Source organism: Qipengyuania soli, assembly GCF_015529805.1.
GTDB lineage: Bacteria > Pseudomonadota > Alphaproteobacteria > Sphingomonadales > Sphingomonadaceae > Qipengyuania > Qipengyuania soli.
Genome location: NZ_CP064654.1, coordinates 1492045 through 1507555, shown reverse-complemented (window position 1 = coordinate 1507555; position 15511 = coordinate 1492045). Strand labels below are relative to the sequence as shown.

Genomic DNA, 15511 nt, shown 5'->3' with positions numbered 1-15511 from the left:
ACAATCTTTCAGCACAGGTCTGAAATGTAGGAAAGGCCTGTCCGACGAGCGCTCTCAATCGATGCGCTGCACGGTCAGGGCGAGCCAGTCTCGCTGCGTCCCGTCACACCCGCTCCCGGGATAACGCTCGCGTTCTACGATCGTGAATCCGGCGTTCCGATATGCGTCCTCGAGCCACTCCGGCGATGGCAAATTGGTCCAGCGGCCCAACAGGTCACGCCCTTCGTCCGGATGCGCTTCGTCGCACAGCTTGTAATTGGCGAAATGGAGACCACCGGGGCGGAGCGCCCGGTGGATGGCGACGAGGACCCTTGGAAGGACGGCGCGGGGAAGGTGAGCAGGCTCGCATGCGCCCAGACGGCGTCATACGCAGCCTCCGCGGCCAATTCGTCGAATCGCATCTGGCGTGCCGGCACTCCGCGCAGGTCCCTGGCCTTGCTGACCATGGCCGCCGTGCCGTCTGTAGCATCCACGATGAAACCGCAGCCCAGCATATGCGCGGCGTCGCGGCCGCCTCCGCAACCGAGCTCGAGGATTTCCGAGCCCGGAGCGAGACGTGCCAGAAATCCATCCAGATGATGGCTGCAGCCTTGCGGCCCGCGAGCTGTGTAGTCAGGCGCCTCGCGTTCGTACCAAGCGAGCGTCGCCTCGTCGGTCATCAGGAAGCGGCAGCCTCGGCAGCCTCGCGATCGCGCTGGGCTCGGCTCTTCTTCTCGGCTGCGGTTTTCAACTGGCCGCAAGCTGCATCGATATCGCGACCGCGCGGGGTGCGGACAGGCGCGCTGATGCCGTGCTCGAAGATAATCTCAGAGAAACGCTTCACCCGCTCGGGCGTCGAGCATTCATAAGGCGCGCCGGGCCACGGGTTGAACGGGATCAAATTGACCTTGGCGGGCAACTTGTACTGCTTGATCAGGCGCACGAGTTCGCGCGCGTGTTCGTCGCTGTCATTCTTGTCCTTGAGCATCACGTATTCGAAAGTGATGCGACGAGCATTGCTGGCGCCGGGATAGTCGGCGCAGGCCTGCAGCAGTTCCTCGATGCCGTATTTCTTGTTGATCGGGACGATCTCGTCGCGGATTTCCTTGGTCACCGCGTGGAGCGATACGGCAAGATTGACGCCGATTTCCTCGCCACACTTTTCCATCATCGGCACGACGCCGCTGGTGGAAAGCGTGATGCGACGCTTGGACAAAGCCAGTCCGTCGCCGTCCATCACGAGGCGCAGCGCGTCGCGGACATTGTCGAAATTGTAGAGCGGCTCGCCCATGCCCATCATGACGATGTTGGTCAGCAGGCGCCCGTCGGCGGTGTACTCCGCCTCGTCCGCATCATCGGCGAAATCCATCTTGCCCTTCGGCCATTCGCCCAGCGCGTCGCGCGCCAGCATGACCTGCCCGACGATCTCTCCGGGCGTCAGGTTGCGCACCAGCTTCATCGTGCCCGTGTGGCAGAAGCGGCAGTTGAGCGTGCAGCCCACCTGGCTCGACACGCACAGCGTGCCGCGATCGGCATCGGGGATGAAGACCATTTCGAAATCGTGGCCGTCATCGGTCTGGAGCAGCCATTTGCGCGTGCCGTCGACCGAGTGCTGGGCCTCGACCACATTGGGACGACCGACGACGAAGCGCTCGGCCAGCCAGGGGCGCATGGTCTTCGCGATATCGGTCATCGCCTCGAAATCGGTGACGCCGCGGTGATAGAGCCAGTGGTATACCTGCTTGGAGCGCAGCTTTGCCTGCTTCGGTTCCAACCCGGCCGTCTCGAACAATTCCCGGATCCGCTCCTTCGGCAGACCAAGCAGGTCAATGCGACCGTCGGCGCGCGGTGTGATGTCACGCGCGACAGGAACCGGGTCGACCTGCCCGGGGATGCTCATGAGGTGCGTATCGGCCATGGGAGGCGCGCATATAGTGGCAGGGCGCCATAAAAGAAAGCACGGGCGTGCGGGCGCGCGTGAATGACCGGCTTTCGGTGAAGTTCCCGGAATTCGACCAGCCCGGTCAACGGTTCGTCGACGATTTCGGGTTCCCGTCGACTCGTCGCCCGAACTGAACCATTCATCGCATCAGATGTGTCTCAAAAACAACGATTTTATGTTGTGCCCTGTTCAGGAAACCAACCACATCGATGCCCCGTTCTGAAGGTCCACGCGGTGCCGGACGGCCCGCGGAAACATAAACGGAGCAATACCATGAACAAGGCAACCGCCTTCCTCGCCGCCGCCTCGATCGCGGCCATTTCGACCCCTGCATTTGCCCAGAGCACCGACAGCCAGTTCGATGGCTTTCGCGCACAGGGTGTTGCTGGCTACGACATGCTTTCGGCCGGCAGCAGCATCGATGACGACAGCACCGTCGATAACGACCAGTCGATCGAAGGCTTCGTCTACGGCGCCAACGTTGGCTACGACTTCGATATCGGCAATGCCGTGATCGGCGTCGAAGCCGAGCTCACCAAGAGCACCGCGCAGACCGAGTTCGCCGATGGCGACTGGGAAGGTTTCGGCTACGGCCGCGTCGATGCCGGTCGTGACCTTTTCCTCGGCGTGCGTGCTGGCGTGAAGGCTGCACCGGATCTGCTGGTTTATGCCAAGGGCGGCTACACCAACATGAAGCTCAACCTGCTCTCGAACGACGGCACGACCGAGTTCAATCAGGACCTCGATCTCGACGGCTGGCGCGCTGGTGCAGGCGTTGAATATGCCATCAATCCGAACACCTTCATCAATGTCGAGTATCGCTACTCGAATTACCAGAAGGGCGAAGTCGACTTCAGCGGCAGCGTCCCCGACAGCAACCGCTTCGACGTGGACCTCGACCGCCACCAGATCATGGCCGGCGTAGGCGTCCGCTTCTAATCGGGCGGACCAGGAAATCGGGCCGGGAGCGCGCGTCGCTCCCGGCCCTTTTTCTATTTGAGGCGGGCGCAGCCGAGCGTCGCGGCGTCGATCGCGCTTGCCGCGCCGGCCAGCGAATAGGTGTCGGTGAAACGACGGCCGCTGCGATCGGTCGACCGGATCGTCATCCGCGGGGTCGAGCGCATTCCGGCAAGGATGGCTGCGTCCATGGTCCGGTCCTGCGCCCAGGCATCGGCCCCGCCGCCCGTTAGGCGAAAACTTTTCCGGCCCAATATCAGCGTTACGGCTGCCTTGTCGGCGATCTGGCGGGATAGGCGAAAGTGGACTTGCCCGCGAAGCTGGCGGCGAGGCCAGGTTCCTACCGAGGCGAAAGGATCGAACTCGCGCTTCGCCTTGCTATCGGTCGCAACCGCGATCGCATAGCAGCGCGGAACCGAAGGGTCGCGAAACGCGCCCCAGTCCGAAAAAACGCCGAGGCTATCCTTCGCTGCCAGCGGCGTTGCGAGGCATATGAGGGCGAGGGCAATCGTCTTACGCATAGTCGATGGCGATCACTTCCCATTCCTTGTCCCCGCCGGGAAGCCGCACGCTGCGCAAATCCCCGACCGAGGCGCCCTTGAGCGCGCGGGCGAGGGGGGACGACCACCCGATGCGACCGATGCCGGCATCCTGCTCGTCATCTCCGACGAGGGTGACCACCTTCTCGTTGTCGTCCTCGTCGGCGAGGGTGACAGTTGCACCGAAGAAGGCACGGTTCTTGTCCGGTTGCTCGCCCGGTTCGATAACGCGCGCCGCCTTCATCCTGCGGGCAAGGTAAGCGAGTTCGCGGTCGATCTCCCGCATGCGCTTGCGGCCATAGAGATAATCGCCGTTCTCGCTGCGGTCGCCATTGCCCGCCGCCCAGCTGAGGATCTCGACGATCTCCGGGCGTTCCTTGCCCAGCAGATGATCATAGCGTGCCTTCATGGCGGCATAACCGGCGGGCGTTATGGGGTTTGTCGGCGCGGACATGCTGCCGCCCCTAGCCGAGGTCAGCGGAGGAAGTCACTCACCGAACGCGCCCGCTTGTACGGCGTCCGCTCGGGATAGAGCGTCTCGTACATCGAAGCGTTCTCGACCACGCGCTGGACGTAGTTCTTGGTCTCGTAGATCGGGATCTTCTCGATCCATTCGATCCAGCTGATCGACCCGGTGCGCGGATCGCCGTTTGCACGCAGCCACTTGTTCACATTGCCCGGACCCGCATTGTAGGCCGCTATGGCGAGCGGGTAGCTGCCATTGTAATACGAGACCATGCGCTGGATGTAGTTGTTGCCCAGCGTGATATTGTAGGCGGGGTCGTCCGTGAGGGAGGCGGACATGTAGTTCATGCCTGCCTTGCCAGCTTCCTCGCGCGCCGTGCCCGGCATGAGCTGCATGAGCCCGCGGGCGCCTGCGTGGCTGATGGCGTTCTGGGCGAACTGGCTTTCCTGCCGCGCGATGGCGTGGACCAGCGTGAAGTCCGCGCCTTGCGGTAGCTGCAGTGTCGGGAATCCCTGGACGATAAACTGGTCATGCCCGTTGCCCCCCGCCGCATCGGCTAGGATCACTGCAAGGTCGCGCCTGCCGATATCGCGGGCGAGTTCGGCAATGAGAGCATGTTCCTCTGGCGTGTCTGCCTGCGAGGCGAGTTCGCGGTAGAACCATATGCCCGTGCGCCAGGGAGCCCCGCGGGCGACTTCGCGCACGGCCGCGACGAGCGGCATGCGGTTGAATTCCGCGCGCTGTTCGGGGGTCGGCAAGGCAACCCCGGCCTTCGCCAGGTTGGGGAATGGGCGACCCAGTTCCTCGAGCGCGAGATGGCCGTAGAACCTGTCGGGATAGGCCGCGGCCATTTCGAAATAGCGGTTGGCCTCAGCCATGTCACCGGCACGCTTCGAAGCGCGACCGGCCCAGTAGAAACCCTTCGACCGGGTCTGGGCCGTCTGCGCTGCCGCGCCATAGCGATAGAAGAGCGGCGCAGCGCGTTTGCCATCGCCAAGATTCCATAGCGCGCTCGTCCCGCCGAGCCACATCAGCGAAGTGTAGTCGTCACGCAGTCGGAAGGACATCTTGCTGACGTCCGCATCGGGCGCAAACAGGTCGTCGACCCGCGCTGCGATGCGCGCGGCGGGATCGGAACCGGCGGACTTGGCAACGCGCAGCGCTTCACCGATGAAATCCTCGGGATCGTAGGCGAGGCTGGTGAATGCAGGTCGGTTGGCAAGCGTACTCACCGCCATCGGCATCTGACCGGTAGAGCGGTAATGGCGTGCGAGATTGTAGACGTACCCGGGATCGCTCTGCGCGTTGCCCGGAACTGTCAGGCCGATGTCCTGCGGCAGGCTGCCCTGCAACAGCGAGAGGCGCGCCATCGACATTTGCCTCTCGGATGCAGGCAAGTTGACGATTTGACGGGCCGCAGCCTCCTTGTCGCCCTGCCACAACAGGGCGTCCATGCGTGCGGCCTGGTCATCGGGCGTGAAACGCGCACCGAACAGGCCCTGCATGTAAGCCTCGGCAGGGCTGCTCATCGTGCCCCCACGCCAGGCAGCGCGTGCAATGTCGAAGGCTTCGGGGCGCTTCAGGCTCGCAAGAGCCAAAGCATAGCGTGCCTTCGCGCCGTTCGAGATCGGGGGATTGCGGTCGAAGAAAGCGACAAGCGCCTCCGGCGTCACGGCGTCACGATCGAGTGCCGCCTCGGCGCGCGTCTGCAGCAGCTCCTGGCGCGGAAACCCGGGATATGTCGTGATGAAGCCCGCATACTCGTTGAACGACAGGTTTTGCTGGCCGACAAGGTATTCCCAGCGCGAAATCGCCCCGGCCATCCGGCCGCTGCTCTGGGCAACGAGGTTATTGCGGGCATTGTCCCAGGAAACCGGGTCTTCGGCGTGGGCGACAGAGGGGAAGGCGAGCGCGGCGCCGCCGAGCAATACGAAAGAAAATGCTGTCTTTAGTCCCATGCTGGACATAATGCCCCCCGGCTCCTTATCAGGCGCTGAATGAAATTTCCCGGTCGCGCGAATTCGTCCGACCATTCATGCAGGTAACGCAGGACTTCCGCAAATGTTCTCAGGCTCGATTCCGGCTCTGGCGACTCCTTTTCGCGACGGATCGTTTGACGAGGCCGCTTTTCGCAAGCTGGTCGACTGGCAAATCGAAAACGGCAGCAGCGCGCTGGTCGCCTGCGGCACGACCGGCGAGGCTTCGACTCTCTCCAATGCGGAGCATCATCGCGTTATCGAAGTTTGCATCGAGCAGGCTGCCGGACGCGTGCCGGTGATCGCGGGTTGCGGTTCGAACGATACCAACAACGCGCTCCTGCACATGAATTTCTCCAAGAAGGCGGGGGCTGCCGCAGGCCTTCTGGTTGCGCCCTATTACAATCGCCCGAGCCAGGCGGGTCTGATCGCCCATTTCAGCTTCCTCGCCGAAAACAGCGACCTGCCGATGGTGCTCTACAATGTGCCCGCGCGCACGGTCACCGACATCCTCGACGAAACGGTGGTCGAGCTGGTTACCAAGTACCCCAAGCGCATCGTCGCGATCAAGGATGCCAGCGGAGACCTGTCGCGCGTTGCCGATCACCGGATGGGTATCGGTCATGACTTCTGCCAGCTGTCGGGCAATGACGAGCTGTGGCTGCCGCATTCAGCTGCGGGCGGATCAGGCTGTATCTCGGTCACCGCCAACGTTGCACCCGCGCTTTGTGCCGAGTTCCATGCGGCCATTGCAGCCAACGATCTCGTCAAGGCCCGTGAGCTGAACGACAAGCTGTTTCCGCTGCATTATGCCATGTTCTCGGACGCCAGCCCGGCACCGGCAAAATATGCGCTCAGCCGGGTCCACGACTGGTTTTCCTGCGATGTGCGATTGCCGTTGGTCAACGCAAGCGAGTCCAGTCGAAGGGCGGTTGACGAGGCGCTGGTTCACGCGGGCCTGATGTAGACGGGTCAGACGCGACCTTCAAAGACCGTCGCGCGGATCGGCAATTCCTTCATCGCCGCAGTCTCGATCTCGAAGGGATCGTGATCCAGCACGACGAAATCGGCTTTCTTGCCCGCTGCGAGCGAACCGATCTCGTCATTCATGCCGATCACGCGCGCCGCTTCGATGGTGATGGCGCGCAGGGCCTTTTCACGTGTCAGGCGCTCTTGCGGCGCGCGGGCGACACCGTCGATCCCCAAGCGTGTCTGGGCAATCCATGCGAGATAGAACGGATCGATGGGTGCCATGTTGAAATCGCTGTGCAGGCCCAGCGGGATCCCCGCGCGTTCAATCGATCCAAGGCGGTTCATCAGTGCTGCCCGGTCGGGGCCGAAACCGCGCTTGGCATAGGCACCGCCAAGGACGCGGATGTAGTTGGGCTGGGCGGAAACCATGGCCCCGAGCCGGGCGATGCGGGTAACCTGCTCCTCGGTGCAATAGCCCAGGTGTTCGACGACGATGTCCTGCGCCGGTCGCGGCGAGAGCTTGCCCAGGCCGTCGAGAACGACCTCGGCCCCTTCGTCCCCGTTGACGTGGATGTGCAGCGCGAAACCTGCCTGCCAGTATCGCTGCATCTGGTCGTGAAGCTTGTCCGGTTCGGTCAGCCACTTGCCCAGGTGCCCGTCCGAGTAGCCCGGCGCGCCCATCTGCATGTTCTGGGCGAAGAAGGCGCCATCGGCGAACAGTTTCACGCGGCGCTTCAGGCTGACATTGGCGCTGACATACTTCGCCGAGCGCTCCTTCATCCATGCCTCGATATCCTCGACCGCATCGATCTCTGCGGCGATGGGCATGACGTTCACCCGCGCAGTTGGATTGCCGGTGGAGAATGCGCGGGCAATGAGGCCGGCCTCGGTATCGAAGCGAGCGAAAATACCTGTCGCTAGATCGCTGGTGGTGGTGACACCGCGCTCCTGCATCATCTGGATCAGGCCGGCGAAACCCTGCTGGAGCGTTTGCGGTGCCAAGATTACCGGACGCAATTTGGCCAGCGCGACCTGCAACGCCGTCTCCGAAAACATCCCGCGCGCGATGTCGCCATGCTCGGGCTGGGCACCTGCCGCGCTCAGTGCTGCGGCGAAGGCGGCGGGGTCGGAAAGCTCCATCCACTCGAGTGCCGCGCTGTTGGCGTAGATGTCGTGGAAGCTTCGCTGCCAGACCAACAACGGCCGATCAGGCGCGATTGCATCCAGTTCGGCGCGCCCGATGGGACCATGGAAAAGCTCGTGATGCCCCCAGACGATCAAGGGATTTGCCGGGTTCGAGGCAACGACCTGGGCGAGACGCGAGCGGAAGGCCTCCTGCGACTGGATGCCGGGCCACTTGCCCGATGGAAGCGTCCAGTCGTCGGGCGCCAGGAACGGCATCCCCAGCATGATTGCGGCCTGCATCGGGTGGATATGCGGATCGACCAATCCCGGGAAGATGACCTTGTCGGCAAACCTGCGGTCGAGCGAAAACTGGCGACCGCCTGTCCAGGGGGCAAGGGCGTCGAGTGTGTCGCCGAGCCCCAGGATCGTGCCGCCCGCGACCACCATGAAACGCGACCTTGGCATGGATTGCGACATGGTCACGATCCGGCGGGCTTCGAACACGGTTATCGGCTCGCGCAACGCCGCGCTCATGCCTCCCGTTGCGGATATCAGCGGGAATGCTGCGAGCCCCGCCAGAATACTGCGCCGGTCCGTCTTGCCGATAATCATCGCCTGTCTCCCCGATCGGAGCATTGACCGAAGAGAAAGGCTTCACAAGCCCTTTCGCTGCGCCGCGACCTTGCCTACATGCCGCCGCATCATGGCACGCCCGAAACCCGCAACCTTCGACAAGCAGAAGATCGTCGCCGACAACCGCAAGGTGCGTTTCGACTACACGATCGAGGACACGTTCGAAGCGGGCCTTGCGCTGCAAGGCACCGAGGTGAAAGCGCTGCGCGCGGGCGAGGCGAGCATCAAGGAAAGCTATGCCGAGGTCCGCGACGGGCAGGTCTGGCTGGTTAACGCCAACATTCCGGAATATTCGCACGGCAATCGCCTCAACCACGAGCCGCGGCGACCGCGAAAGCTGCTGCTCCATGCGCGCGAGATCGAGAAGCTGTTCGGCGCGGTCGAGCGCAAGGGCATGACCCTCGTGCCGCTGTCGGTCTATTTCAACTCCACCGGACGGGCCAAGGTCGAACTTGCCCTGGCCAAGGGCAAGCAGGCGCACGACAAGCGACAGGCCACCAAGGATCGGGACTGGCAGCGCGACAAGGCCCGCCTGATGCGCGAGCGTGGCTGACCCAGACAGCCTCTGTCGAGCACAACGGTGAATTCATCGCACTTCGCTTTCGCGCGGCCCTTGCACTTGCCAGTGGGGCAGCGCATTTCGGGACCGTGTCAATGAGCAAGCCACAATCGAAGACGGCACTATCGGACTGGTTCCGCAGGAGGATGCCGACGCGCGAGGAAATGGCGGAGAACAAGTATCTCCGGCCTATCGCGCACCGGTTCCTGTCGCCGGAGCTGTGGCGTTTCACCCGCCGCTCGGTGCCGCGCGGCGTGGCCCTCGGCATCTTTGCCGGGTTCATCGTGCCGGTCGGGCAGATCTTCCTCGCCGCTTTCATGGCCCTGCCTGCGCGTGCGAACGTACCGCTTGCGGCATTGGTGACCTTCATCACCAACCCCTTCACTTTTCCCTTCTGGGCCGTGGTCGCCAACAGGGTCGGTGAGTTCATCCTCAAGGTCGATGCCGGCGTCACCGGCGGTGCGGCGCAGAGCGAGATCGCGAGCGGGCGCTGGGCTTGGTTCGTCGGCATGTTCGAGGGTGTCGGTGTGACGGTGCTGGTGACGATCTTCGGCTTCATCGTCCTGTCGATCGTCGGCGCTGCTGTCGGCTACCTCGTCTCGGGCTTCATCTGGCGCTTCGTCGTGGCGCGCAAACGCAGTCGCAGGTTGCGCAAGATGACCGAGCGCCTCGACCAGCGGCTTGCCGAGAGCGCCGAGTGATCGCCAAGGAAGAGAATCCCATTGGGCGCCTGCCGCCGCTGCCGCTTACACTCGGCATCTTCGCCGCGTGCCTCGTCTCGATTTCATTGGTGTGGCTAATCGGGCAGGAGACAGTCGTTGCGGTAGCGTATGGCGGCGCCCTTGTCGCAGTCCTGCTGACCCTGCTTCTCGTGGCCCGCCTCCGCTCCGCGCCGGTCGAACAGGAATGGACGTTGCCCGACTGGTCGGTCACTGCGGCTGCGATCGAGAACCGCCGTCGCGGCATCGCCATCACCGACCGGGCGAATCGCCTGACCTGTGCCAACGAGACTTTCGAAGCCTGGTTCGACAAGGCCGTCTCACCCCTTGAGTTGCCCTTTGCCGAAGATGGACGCGCCGCGATGATGGCGGCCGCGCGCGAGGCCTGGCGCGACGGTTCGGCGCTAGTCGAACTGCTCGCAAGCGAAGAGGGCGACCGCCGCTTCAGCCTTGCCATCGATCGTGCGGGCAGGGCCGAGGACTACCTCGTCTGGCGTTTCGCCGAAATCGTCCAGGAACGCAGTTATGACGGCCTGAGCGAACGCGTGATGGGACCGTTCGGCGATGTCATGTCGCGCGCGGGGCTCGAGCTTGCGCTGGTTGCGCCGGACGGGATCGTGCAGGCCGCCACCTCCGGGCTTGCCGAAAGGGCGACGGGCAGCAGCGACAATTCTCTCGTCGGGATGGAGTTCGTGCAGCTCCTGCGTTCGGATGATCGCGACCGCATCTTCTTCGCGCGCGAGGGCCAGCAGGGTTCGCCCCAGACGCTCGTTCACGTTCCGCTCGACCTGCCCAACGCGCCGCGGGTCAGCGAGGCGGACCAGGCCCCTTCGCTGATGCTTCTAGTCGACAGCACCGTCGGGATCGGCGGCGGCGGCGAGGGCAGCGGCAAGGCCGCGATTCCCCAACTCGAAGCGCTCCTGTCGGCACTCCCCCTCGGGCTTGCACTGACCGATCGCGACGGCCGTTTCCTGTTCGCGAACAAGGCATTCCTGCGGGCAGTTGAGAAGGAAGGCGAGGGGCTTCCCCAGTTCCCCTCGGACCTCGTCGTGCGCGAAGACAAGGCGGCGATGTCGGATACGGTCCGCCGCTTTGCCAAAGGCGCGACCTCGAGCGGGGACATGGCGGTGCGTCTCGCCAGCAATTCCGAGGAACCTGTTTCGATCGGGCTCGCCGGCGTGCGCGGCCTTGGCGATGCGGCGGTCCTGCTGTCGATCACCGACTCCACCGAAGAGAAGCGCCTTCGCCGCCAGGTCGCGCAGGCCACCAAGATGCAGGCCGTGGGTCAGCTGGCGGGCGGCGTCGCACATGACTTCAACAACGTGCTCACCGCCATTATCGGCTATTGCGACCTCATGCTGCTTCGCCACACGCCGGGCGACAGTGACTATGACGACATCCAGCAGATCCGCGCCAACTCCAATCGTGCGGCTTCTCTGACGCGGCAACTTCTGGCCTTCAGCCGCCAGCAAACCCTGCGCCCGGTGGTCCTCCAGCTTCCCGACGTGGTCAGCGAAGTCAGCCAGCTGCTGAAGCGCCTGATGGGCGAGAAGATCGAGTTCGTCGTGCGCCACGACCGCGAGCTCGGGCCGGTCCGCGCCGATCCGCAGCAGCTCGAGCAGGTCATCGTCAATCTCGCGGTCAATGCCCGCGACGCCATGCAGGCCCATGCGGCCAAGACGGGCAAGCAGGACTGGAAGGGCAGGCTGACGCTCGCAACAAGGCGCGTTTCGGCGCGCGACGTGCGCAAGATGGGCGTCGATATCATGCCCGCCGACGACTACACGGTGCTGATCGTGCAGGATACCGGCGGAGGCATCCCGTCCGAACATCTCAACAAGATCTTCGAACCCTTCTTCACCACCAAGGAGCAGGGCAAGGGCACCGGCCTAGGCCTGTCGACCGTCTACGGCATCGTGAAGCAGTCCAACGGCTTCATCTTTGCCGACAATGTCCGCGGCGCGGATGGCAGCGCGGCTGGGGCGCGGTTCACCGTCTATCTTCCGGTCCACAAGGGTGCGATGCCAATTCCGGCCAAGCCCGTGGACGAAAGCGAGGACCAGCGCGCGAGCGACTGGTCGGCCGGCGGCAAGCTGCTGCTGGTCGAAGACGAGGACATGGTCCGCGCCGTCGCCGAACGTGCACTTGTCCGGGCAGGGTACACGGTTGTCACGGCTTCGGATGGCGAGGAGGGTCTTGCCGCCATAGCCAACGGCAAGGAGGACTTCGACCTGATTGTCTCGGACGTCGTCATGCCTGCGATGGACGGCCCGGCGATGGCGCGAGCCATCCGGCGGGTGAAGCCCAAACTGCCGATCCTCTTCATGTCGGGCTATGCCGAAGAGACCTTGCGCAATGAAATTGACATCGAGAACATGCATTTCATTCCGAAGCCATTCAGCGTTCAGCAAATAAATGCCAAGGTTGCAGAAGTGCTGAGGGAACAAAAATAAGCCTTTCAACCTTCAGCTAAAAACCGCTCAAAGGGGATTGGGATGAAGGTTCGCGCATTTTCGCTTCTGGCCACCGCCGCACTACTCGTGCCGGCATCGCTGCCCGCCCAGACCACTGCCGAGAAGCTGGCCGACCCGGATGCGACTTCACAGGGCGACGTTTCGGTCACCATCTACAACAACGACCAGGCGCTGGTGCAGGATGTCCGCCAACTCGCCATCGGGTCGGGTCGCACGCGGATCGAATTTCCCGACGTTTCGGCCCGTATCCGGCCTGAGACTCTCAGTTTCTCCGCAGCGGGCGCAGGCATCGTCGAACAGAACTTCGACTTCGACCTGCTGACCCCCACCAAGCTGATGGAAAAGGCGATCGGCCAGACCGTCACGCTGATCAGGACCAATCCGGCGACCGGTGTCGAAACCCGCGAACGGGCCACAGTGCTGTCGACGGCGGGGGGCGTTGTCGTGAAGATTGGCGACCGCATCGAGGTCCTGCGCGACGACGGGCTTCCCGTCCGTACGATCTTCGACCGCGTGCCGCCGAACCTACGCGCGCGTCCGACGTTGTCGGTCACGGTCGAGAGCGACCGCGCCGGAACGCGGCCCGCCTCGATCCGCTACCTGACGCCCGGACTCGGCTGGAGCGCGGACTATGTCGCACTGTTCGACGAGGCCAAGGGATCGGTCGACATGCAGGGCTGGGTCACGCTGACGAACCAGACCGGCACGACCTTCCATGCGGCCGACACGCTGCTTGTTGCGGGCAATCCTTCTGGCGGGAACCAGAACATCTATAACCGTCGCGGCTATCCGACGCCGCCACCGCCTCCGCCGGGAATGGTCCAGCCGGGCACCGAAACGGCCAATCGCGAGCGGTTGGGCGATTTCTATCTCTATCCGCTGGCCGAACGCACGACGATCGCCAATGCCCAGACGAAGCAGGTCAGCTTTCTCGACATCCAGGGCGTCCCCGCCAAGCGCCAGTATTCGCGCACGATCGGCTGGCTCACGACTGACGACCGCGCCTACAACGTGGCCAGCATGGTCGGTTTCAGTTCGAGCCGCGACCAGGGTCTGGGTGACGCCCTGCCGGCGGGAACGGTCCGCTTCTACCAGCGCGATGCGCAGGGTACGCCGCAGTTCATCGGCGAAAGCGCGATCGGCCATACGCCGATGGGCAGCCAGCTGTCGCTCCAGACCGGCGAAGCCTTCGACGTTTTCGTCCAGTCCGAGGTCATAAAGCGCGAAAAGATCACGTCGGACGAATATGAGCGGTCCGCGCGCTATCGCGTGATCGAGAATGGCGAGGTGGTTCGCCAGATCGAAAAGGACCGCGCCATCGATTACTGGCGCACGACCATGCGCTACACCATCACCAATGCGAAGCCCTCCGCGATCGAGGTCGACCTGACCCAGCAGGGCCTCGACCAGGGCTGGTGGACGCGCGACTATCGCATCGTGTCGGAGGATGTGACGGGGCGGCAGGTCAACGCCGACATGCGCAGGTGGACCATCCCGGTCGCAGCCAACAGCAAGCGCGAGGTTACCGTAGTCTTCGAGACCCGTTACTGATCGGCGGGTCGCTGCGATGCGCATCCTCTTGAGTATTCTGGCGCTGGCCCTGGCATGGCCTGTAGAGGCGCGTGAGGCCGTCGACGCTTCGGCGCCGGAAAAGCTTTCGGTCACCGTCTACCGCAATCCCGACAGGGGCGAGGGCGAGAAGATGGACCGCAACTGGCCGCAAGGCTTCGCCATGATCAGCGAAGTGCGGACGGTGACTCTGCCGGCAGGGGAATCGACGATCCGTTTCACCGGTGTATCGGAAGGAATGGTGGCGGTCAGCGCCATCGTGACAGGCCTCCCCGGCGGAACGATCGAGAAGAACCGCAATGCGGATCTCCTGAGCCCCGCTGCCCTGGTCGACGGCACGCTTGGCAACCGCGTCACCATTACGCGCACCAATCCCGCGACTGGCAAGGCGCAGTCGGAAGATGCGATCGTGCGAACCCGCGCAGACGGTGGGCTGGTTCTTCAGACCGCGCAGGGGTTCGAGGCAGTTCGTTGCTCGGGTTTGCCGGAAGGCCTCACCTACAACCGCGTTCCGGTCGGGCTTTCGGCACAGCCGGTTTTCACCATCGACACGCGCAGTCCCGCGGGCGGAACGTACCAGGTGACCCTGACCTATATTTCGTGGGGTTTCGACTGGGAGGCCAATTACGTTGCGCGGCTGCGCGAAGGGATGGGCGAGGGCAGACTCAAGGTCGATCTCCTGTCGTGGCTCACGCTGCTCAACGATAACGACCAGAGCTTCGACAATGCCGAACTCATGGCCGTTGCCGGGAAACTGAACATCGGGAGCGACTTCCAGGCGCTGGCCGATCCGCCGCAGGCACGGGCCTTGAGCCTGACATGTTATCCTTTCGGAAGTACGGCTGCCGGCTCCCCGATCTACGGCTTCCCGCCTCCGCCACCGCCACCGCCGCCTCCGGCAGCCGTGGCCTATGCGGATTCTGCCGAGATTGTCGTCACCGGTGCGCGCATCACGCAAAAGGCACTCGAGAGCCCTTCGCCGGTGTCGGTCGTCGCGGCGGAAGAGGTGCTGGGCGACCTCAAGCTTTACCGTGTTCCGGAACGCGTCGATGTATCGGCCAAAGGCCAGAAGCAGGTCGCCTTCCTCGACCGGAAAGGCGTTAAGGGGAAATTCCTCTACATCACCGATTGCGACCGGGGCGGGAACGACGGGTTCCACCCGGCTGCCATGCAGCTGCTTGCGCTGAACGAGAAGAAGGACGGGCTTGGCCAGTCGCTGCCGATGGGCGGCATGACGATCTACGAGCCGACCGAAATGGGCGACCTTCTCGTCGCCGAGACGCGCCTGCGCGACTATGCTTTGTCCCAAGAGGTCGAACTGGACCTGCCTGAGAGCAGTCAGGTGCAAGTTTCCTGCGGCGTCGTCGGCGAATGGAAGGAAGGCCGCAAGTCCTACCCGATGCGCGCGATCGTCGCCAATGCGAACGACGAGCCCATCACCATGCGCCTCAAGCTCGGTTGGGCCGCAGATGTCGAAGTGCAGGGGATGAAGGGCAGCCGGGTCAAGGACGGTTTTCGCATCGTCGAAGTGGAGGTCCCCGCCAACTCGCGCCGCACCTATGATTTTCGCCTGCGCGAGACTGGTTCCGACTAAACTCTAG

13 protein-coding genes are annotated in these 15511 nt (G+C 63.7%); 7 read left to right on the top strand and 6 right to left on the bottom strand.

Going from position 1 to position 15511, the window contains the following annotated elements:
* Positions 1-134: 134 nt before the first annotated feature.
* Positions 135-494, bottom strand: coding sequence for a class I SAM-dependent methyltransferase (locus IRL76_RS07490; RefSeq protein ID WP_343072324.1), 360 nt, complete (start codon positions 492-494; stop codon positions 135-137).
* Between the two features lie 164 nt (positions 495-658).
* The gene (rlmN, locus tag IRL76_RS07485; protein WP_200980765.1) at positions 659-1897 is read right to left on the bottom strand and encodes a dual-specificity RNA methyltransferase RlmN; all 1239 of its coding nucleotides are present in this window, start codon (positions 1895-1897) and stop codon (positions 659-661) included.
* Between the two features lie 297 nt (positions 1898-2194).
* On the opposite strand from rlmN, the gene IRL76_RS07480 reads away from it, so the two are divergent.
* Complete coding sequence (locus IRL76_RS07480) at positions 2195-2860, top strand: outer membrane protein (RefSeq protein ID WP_200980764.1); 666 nt, start codon at positions 2195-2197, stop codon at positions 2858-2860.
* 53 nt (positions 2861-2913) lie between these two features.
* On the opposite strand, the gene IRL76_RS07475 is transcribed toward IRL76_RS07480, so the two are convergent.
* The 3 genes from IRL76_RS07475 to IRL76_RS07465 are packed head-to-tail and all read right to left on the bottom strand — an operon-like array spanning position 2914 to position 5841.
* The gene (locus IRL76_RS07475) at positions 2914-3399 is read right to left on the bottom strand and encodes a hypothetical protein (RefSeq protein ID WP_200980763.1); all 486 of its coding nucleotides are present in this window, start codon (positions 3397-3399) and stop codon (positions 2914-2916) included.
* Positions 3392-3871, bottom strand: coding sequence for a GreA/GreB family elongation factor (locus tag IRL76_RS07470; RefSeq protein ID WP_200980762.1), 480 nt, complete (start codon positions 3869-3871; stop codon positions 3392-3394). Before IRL76_RS07470 ends, IRL76_RS07475 begins: the two co-directional genes overlap by 8 nt.
* A 20-nt stretch (positions 3872-3891) precedes the next feature.
* Positions 3892-5841 carry a lytic transglycosylase domain-containing protein gene (locus IRL76_RS07465; RefSeq protein WP_246449589.1) on the bottom strand — a complete coding sequence of 650 codons (1950 nt, stop codon included), beginning with the start codon at positions 5839-5841 and terminating at the stop codon, positions 3892-3894.
* A gap of 103 nt (positions 5842-5944) precedes the next feature.
* On the opposite strand from IRL76_RS07465, the gene dapA reads away from it, so the two are divergent.
* The gene (gene dapA, locus IRL76_RS07460) at positions 5945-6826 is read left to right on the top strand and encodes a 4-hydroxy-tetrahydrodipicolinate synthase (RefSeq protein WP_200980760.1); all 882 of its coding nucleotides are present in this window, start codon (positions 5945-5947) and stop codon (positions 6824-6826) included.
* 5 nt (positions 6827-6831) lie between these two features.
* On the opposite strand, the gene IRL76_RS07455 is transcribed toward dapA, so the two are convergent.
* Complete coding sequence (locus IRL76_RS07455; RefSeq protein ID WP_200980759.1) at positions 6832-8568, bottom strand: amidohydrolase; 1737 nt, start codon at positions 8566-8568, stop codon at positions 6832-6834.
* Positions 8569-8659: 91 nt separating this feature from the next.
* Here IRL76_RS07455 and smpB point away from each other — a divergent pair, with 91 nt between their 5' ends.
* The 5 genes from smpB (at position 8660) to IRL76_RS07430 (ending at position 15504) form a co-directional block, all read left to right on the top strand.
* A complete protein-coding gene (gene smpB, locus IRL76_RS07450) occupies positions 8660-9142 on the top strand; it encodes an SsrA-binding protein SmpB (protein WP_200980758.1) in 483 nt (160 codons plus the stop codon).
* A 101-nt stretch (positions 9143-9243) separates the two neighbouring features.
* Complete coding sequence (locus IRL76_RS07445; protein ID WP_246449586.1) at positions 9244-9849, top strand: DUF2062 domain-containing protein; 606 nt, start codon at positions 9244-9246, stop codon at positions 9847-9849.
* Complete coding sequence (locus tag IRL76_RS07440; RefSeq protein ID WP_246449584.1) at positions 9846-12320, top strand: hybrid sensor histidine kinase/response regulator; 2475 nt, start codon at positions 9846-9848, stop codon at positions 12318-12320. The genes IRL76_RS07445 and IRL76_RS07440 overlap by 4 nt, the downstream gene beginning before the upstream one ends.
* A 42-nt stretch (positions 12321-12362) precedes the next feature.
* On the top strand, positions 12363-13892 hold the full coding sequence (locus IRL76_RS07435) for a DUF4139 domain-containing protein (protein ID WP_200980757.1): 1530 nt from the start codon (positions 12363-12365) through the stop codon (positions 13890-13892).
* Between the two features lie 16 nt (positions 13893-13908).
* A complete protein-coding gene (locus tag IRL76_RS07430) occupies positions 13909-15504 on the top strand; it encodes a DUF4139 domain-containing protein (protein ID WP_200980756.1) in 1596 nt (531 codons plus the stop codon).
* The last annotated feature ends 7 nt before the right edge of the window (positions 15505-15511 follow it).

Bases quoted from the DNA above. Each gene is read 5' to 3' on its own strand.
- IRL76_RS07490 (WP_343072324.1), bottom strand. From the start codon at position 494: ATGCTGGGCTGCGGTTTCATCGTGGATGCTACAGACGGCACGGCGGCC.
- rlmN (WP_200980765.1), bottom strand. From the start codon at position 1,897: ATGGCCGATACGCACCTCATGAGCATCCCCGGGCAGGTCGACCCGGTT.
- IRL76_RS07480 (WP_200980764.1), top strand. From the start codon at position 2,195: ATGAACAAGGCAACCGCCTTCCTCGCCGCCGCCTCGATCGCGGCCATT.
- IRL76_RS07475 (WP_200980763.1), bottom strand. From the start codon at position 3,399: ATGCGTAAGACGATTGCCCTCGCCCTCATATGCCTCGCAACGCCGCTG.
- IRL76_RS07470 (WP_200980762.1), bottom strand. From the start codon at position 3,871: ATGTCCGCGCCGACAAACCCCATAACGCCCGCCGGTTATGCCGCCATG.
- IRL76_RS07465 (WP_246449589.1), bottom strand. From the start codon at position 5,841: ATGGGACTAAAGACAGCATTTTCTTTCGTATTGCTCGGCGGCGCCGCG.
- dapA (WP_200980760.1), top strand. From the start codon at position 5,945: ATGTTCTCAGGCTCGATTCCGGCTCTGGCGACTCCTTTTCGCGACGGA.
- IRL76_RS07455 (WP_200980759.1), bottom strand. From the start codon at position 8,568: ATGATTATCGGCAAGACGGACCGGCGCAGTATTCTGGCGGGGCTCGCA.
- smpB (WP_200980758.1), top strand. From the start codon at position 8,660: ATGGCACGCCCGAAACCCGCAACCTTCGACAAGCAGAAGATCGTCGCC.
- IRL76_RS07445 (WP_246449586.1), top strand. From the start codon at position 9,244: ATGAGCAAGCCACAATCGAAGACGGCACTATCGGACTGGTTCCGCAGG.
- IRL76_RS07435 (WP_200980757.1), top strand. From the start codon at position 12,363: ATGAAGGTTCGCGCATTTTCGCTTCTGGCCACCGCCGCACTACTCGTG.
- IRL76_RS07430 (WP_200980756.1), top strand. From the start codon at position 13,909: ATGCGCATCCTCTTGAGTATTCTGGCGCTGGCCCTGGCATGGCCTGTA.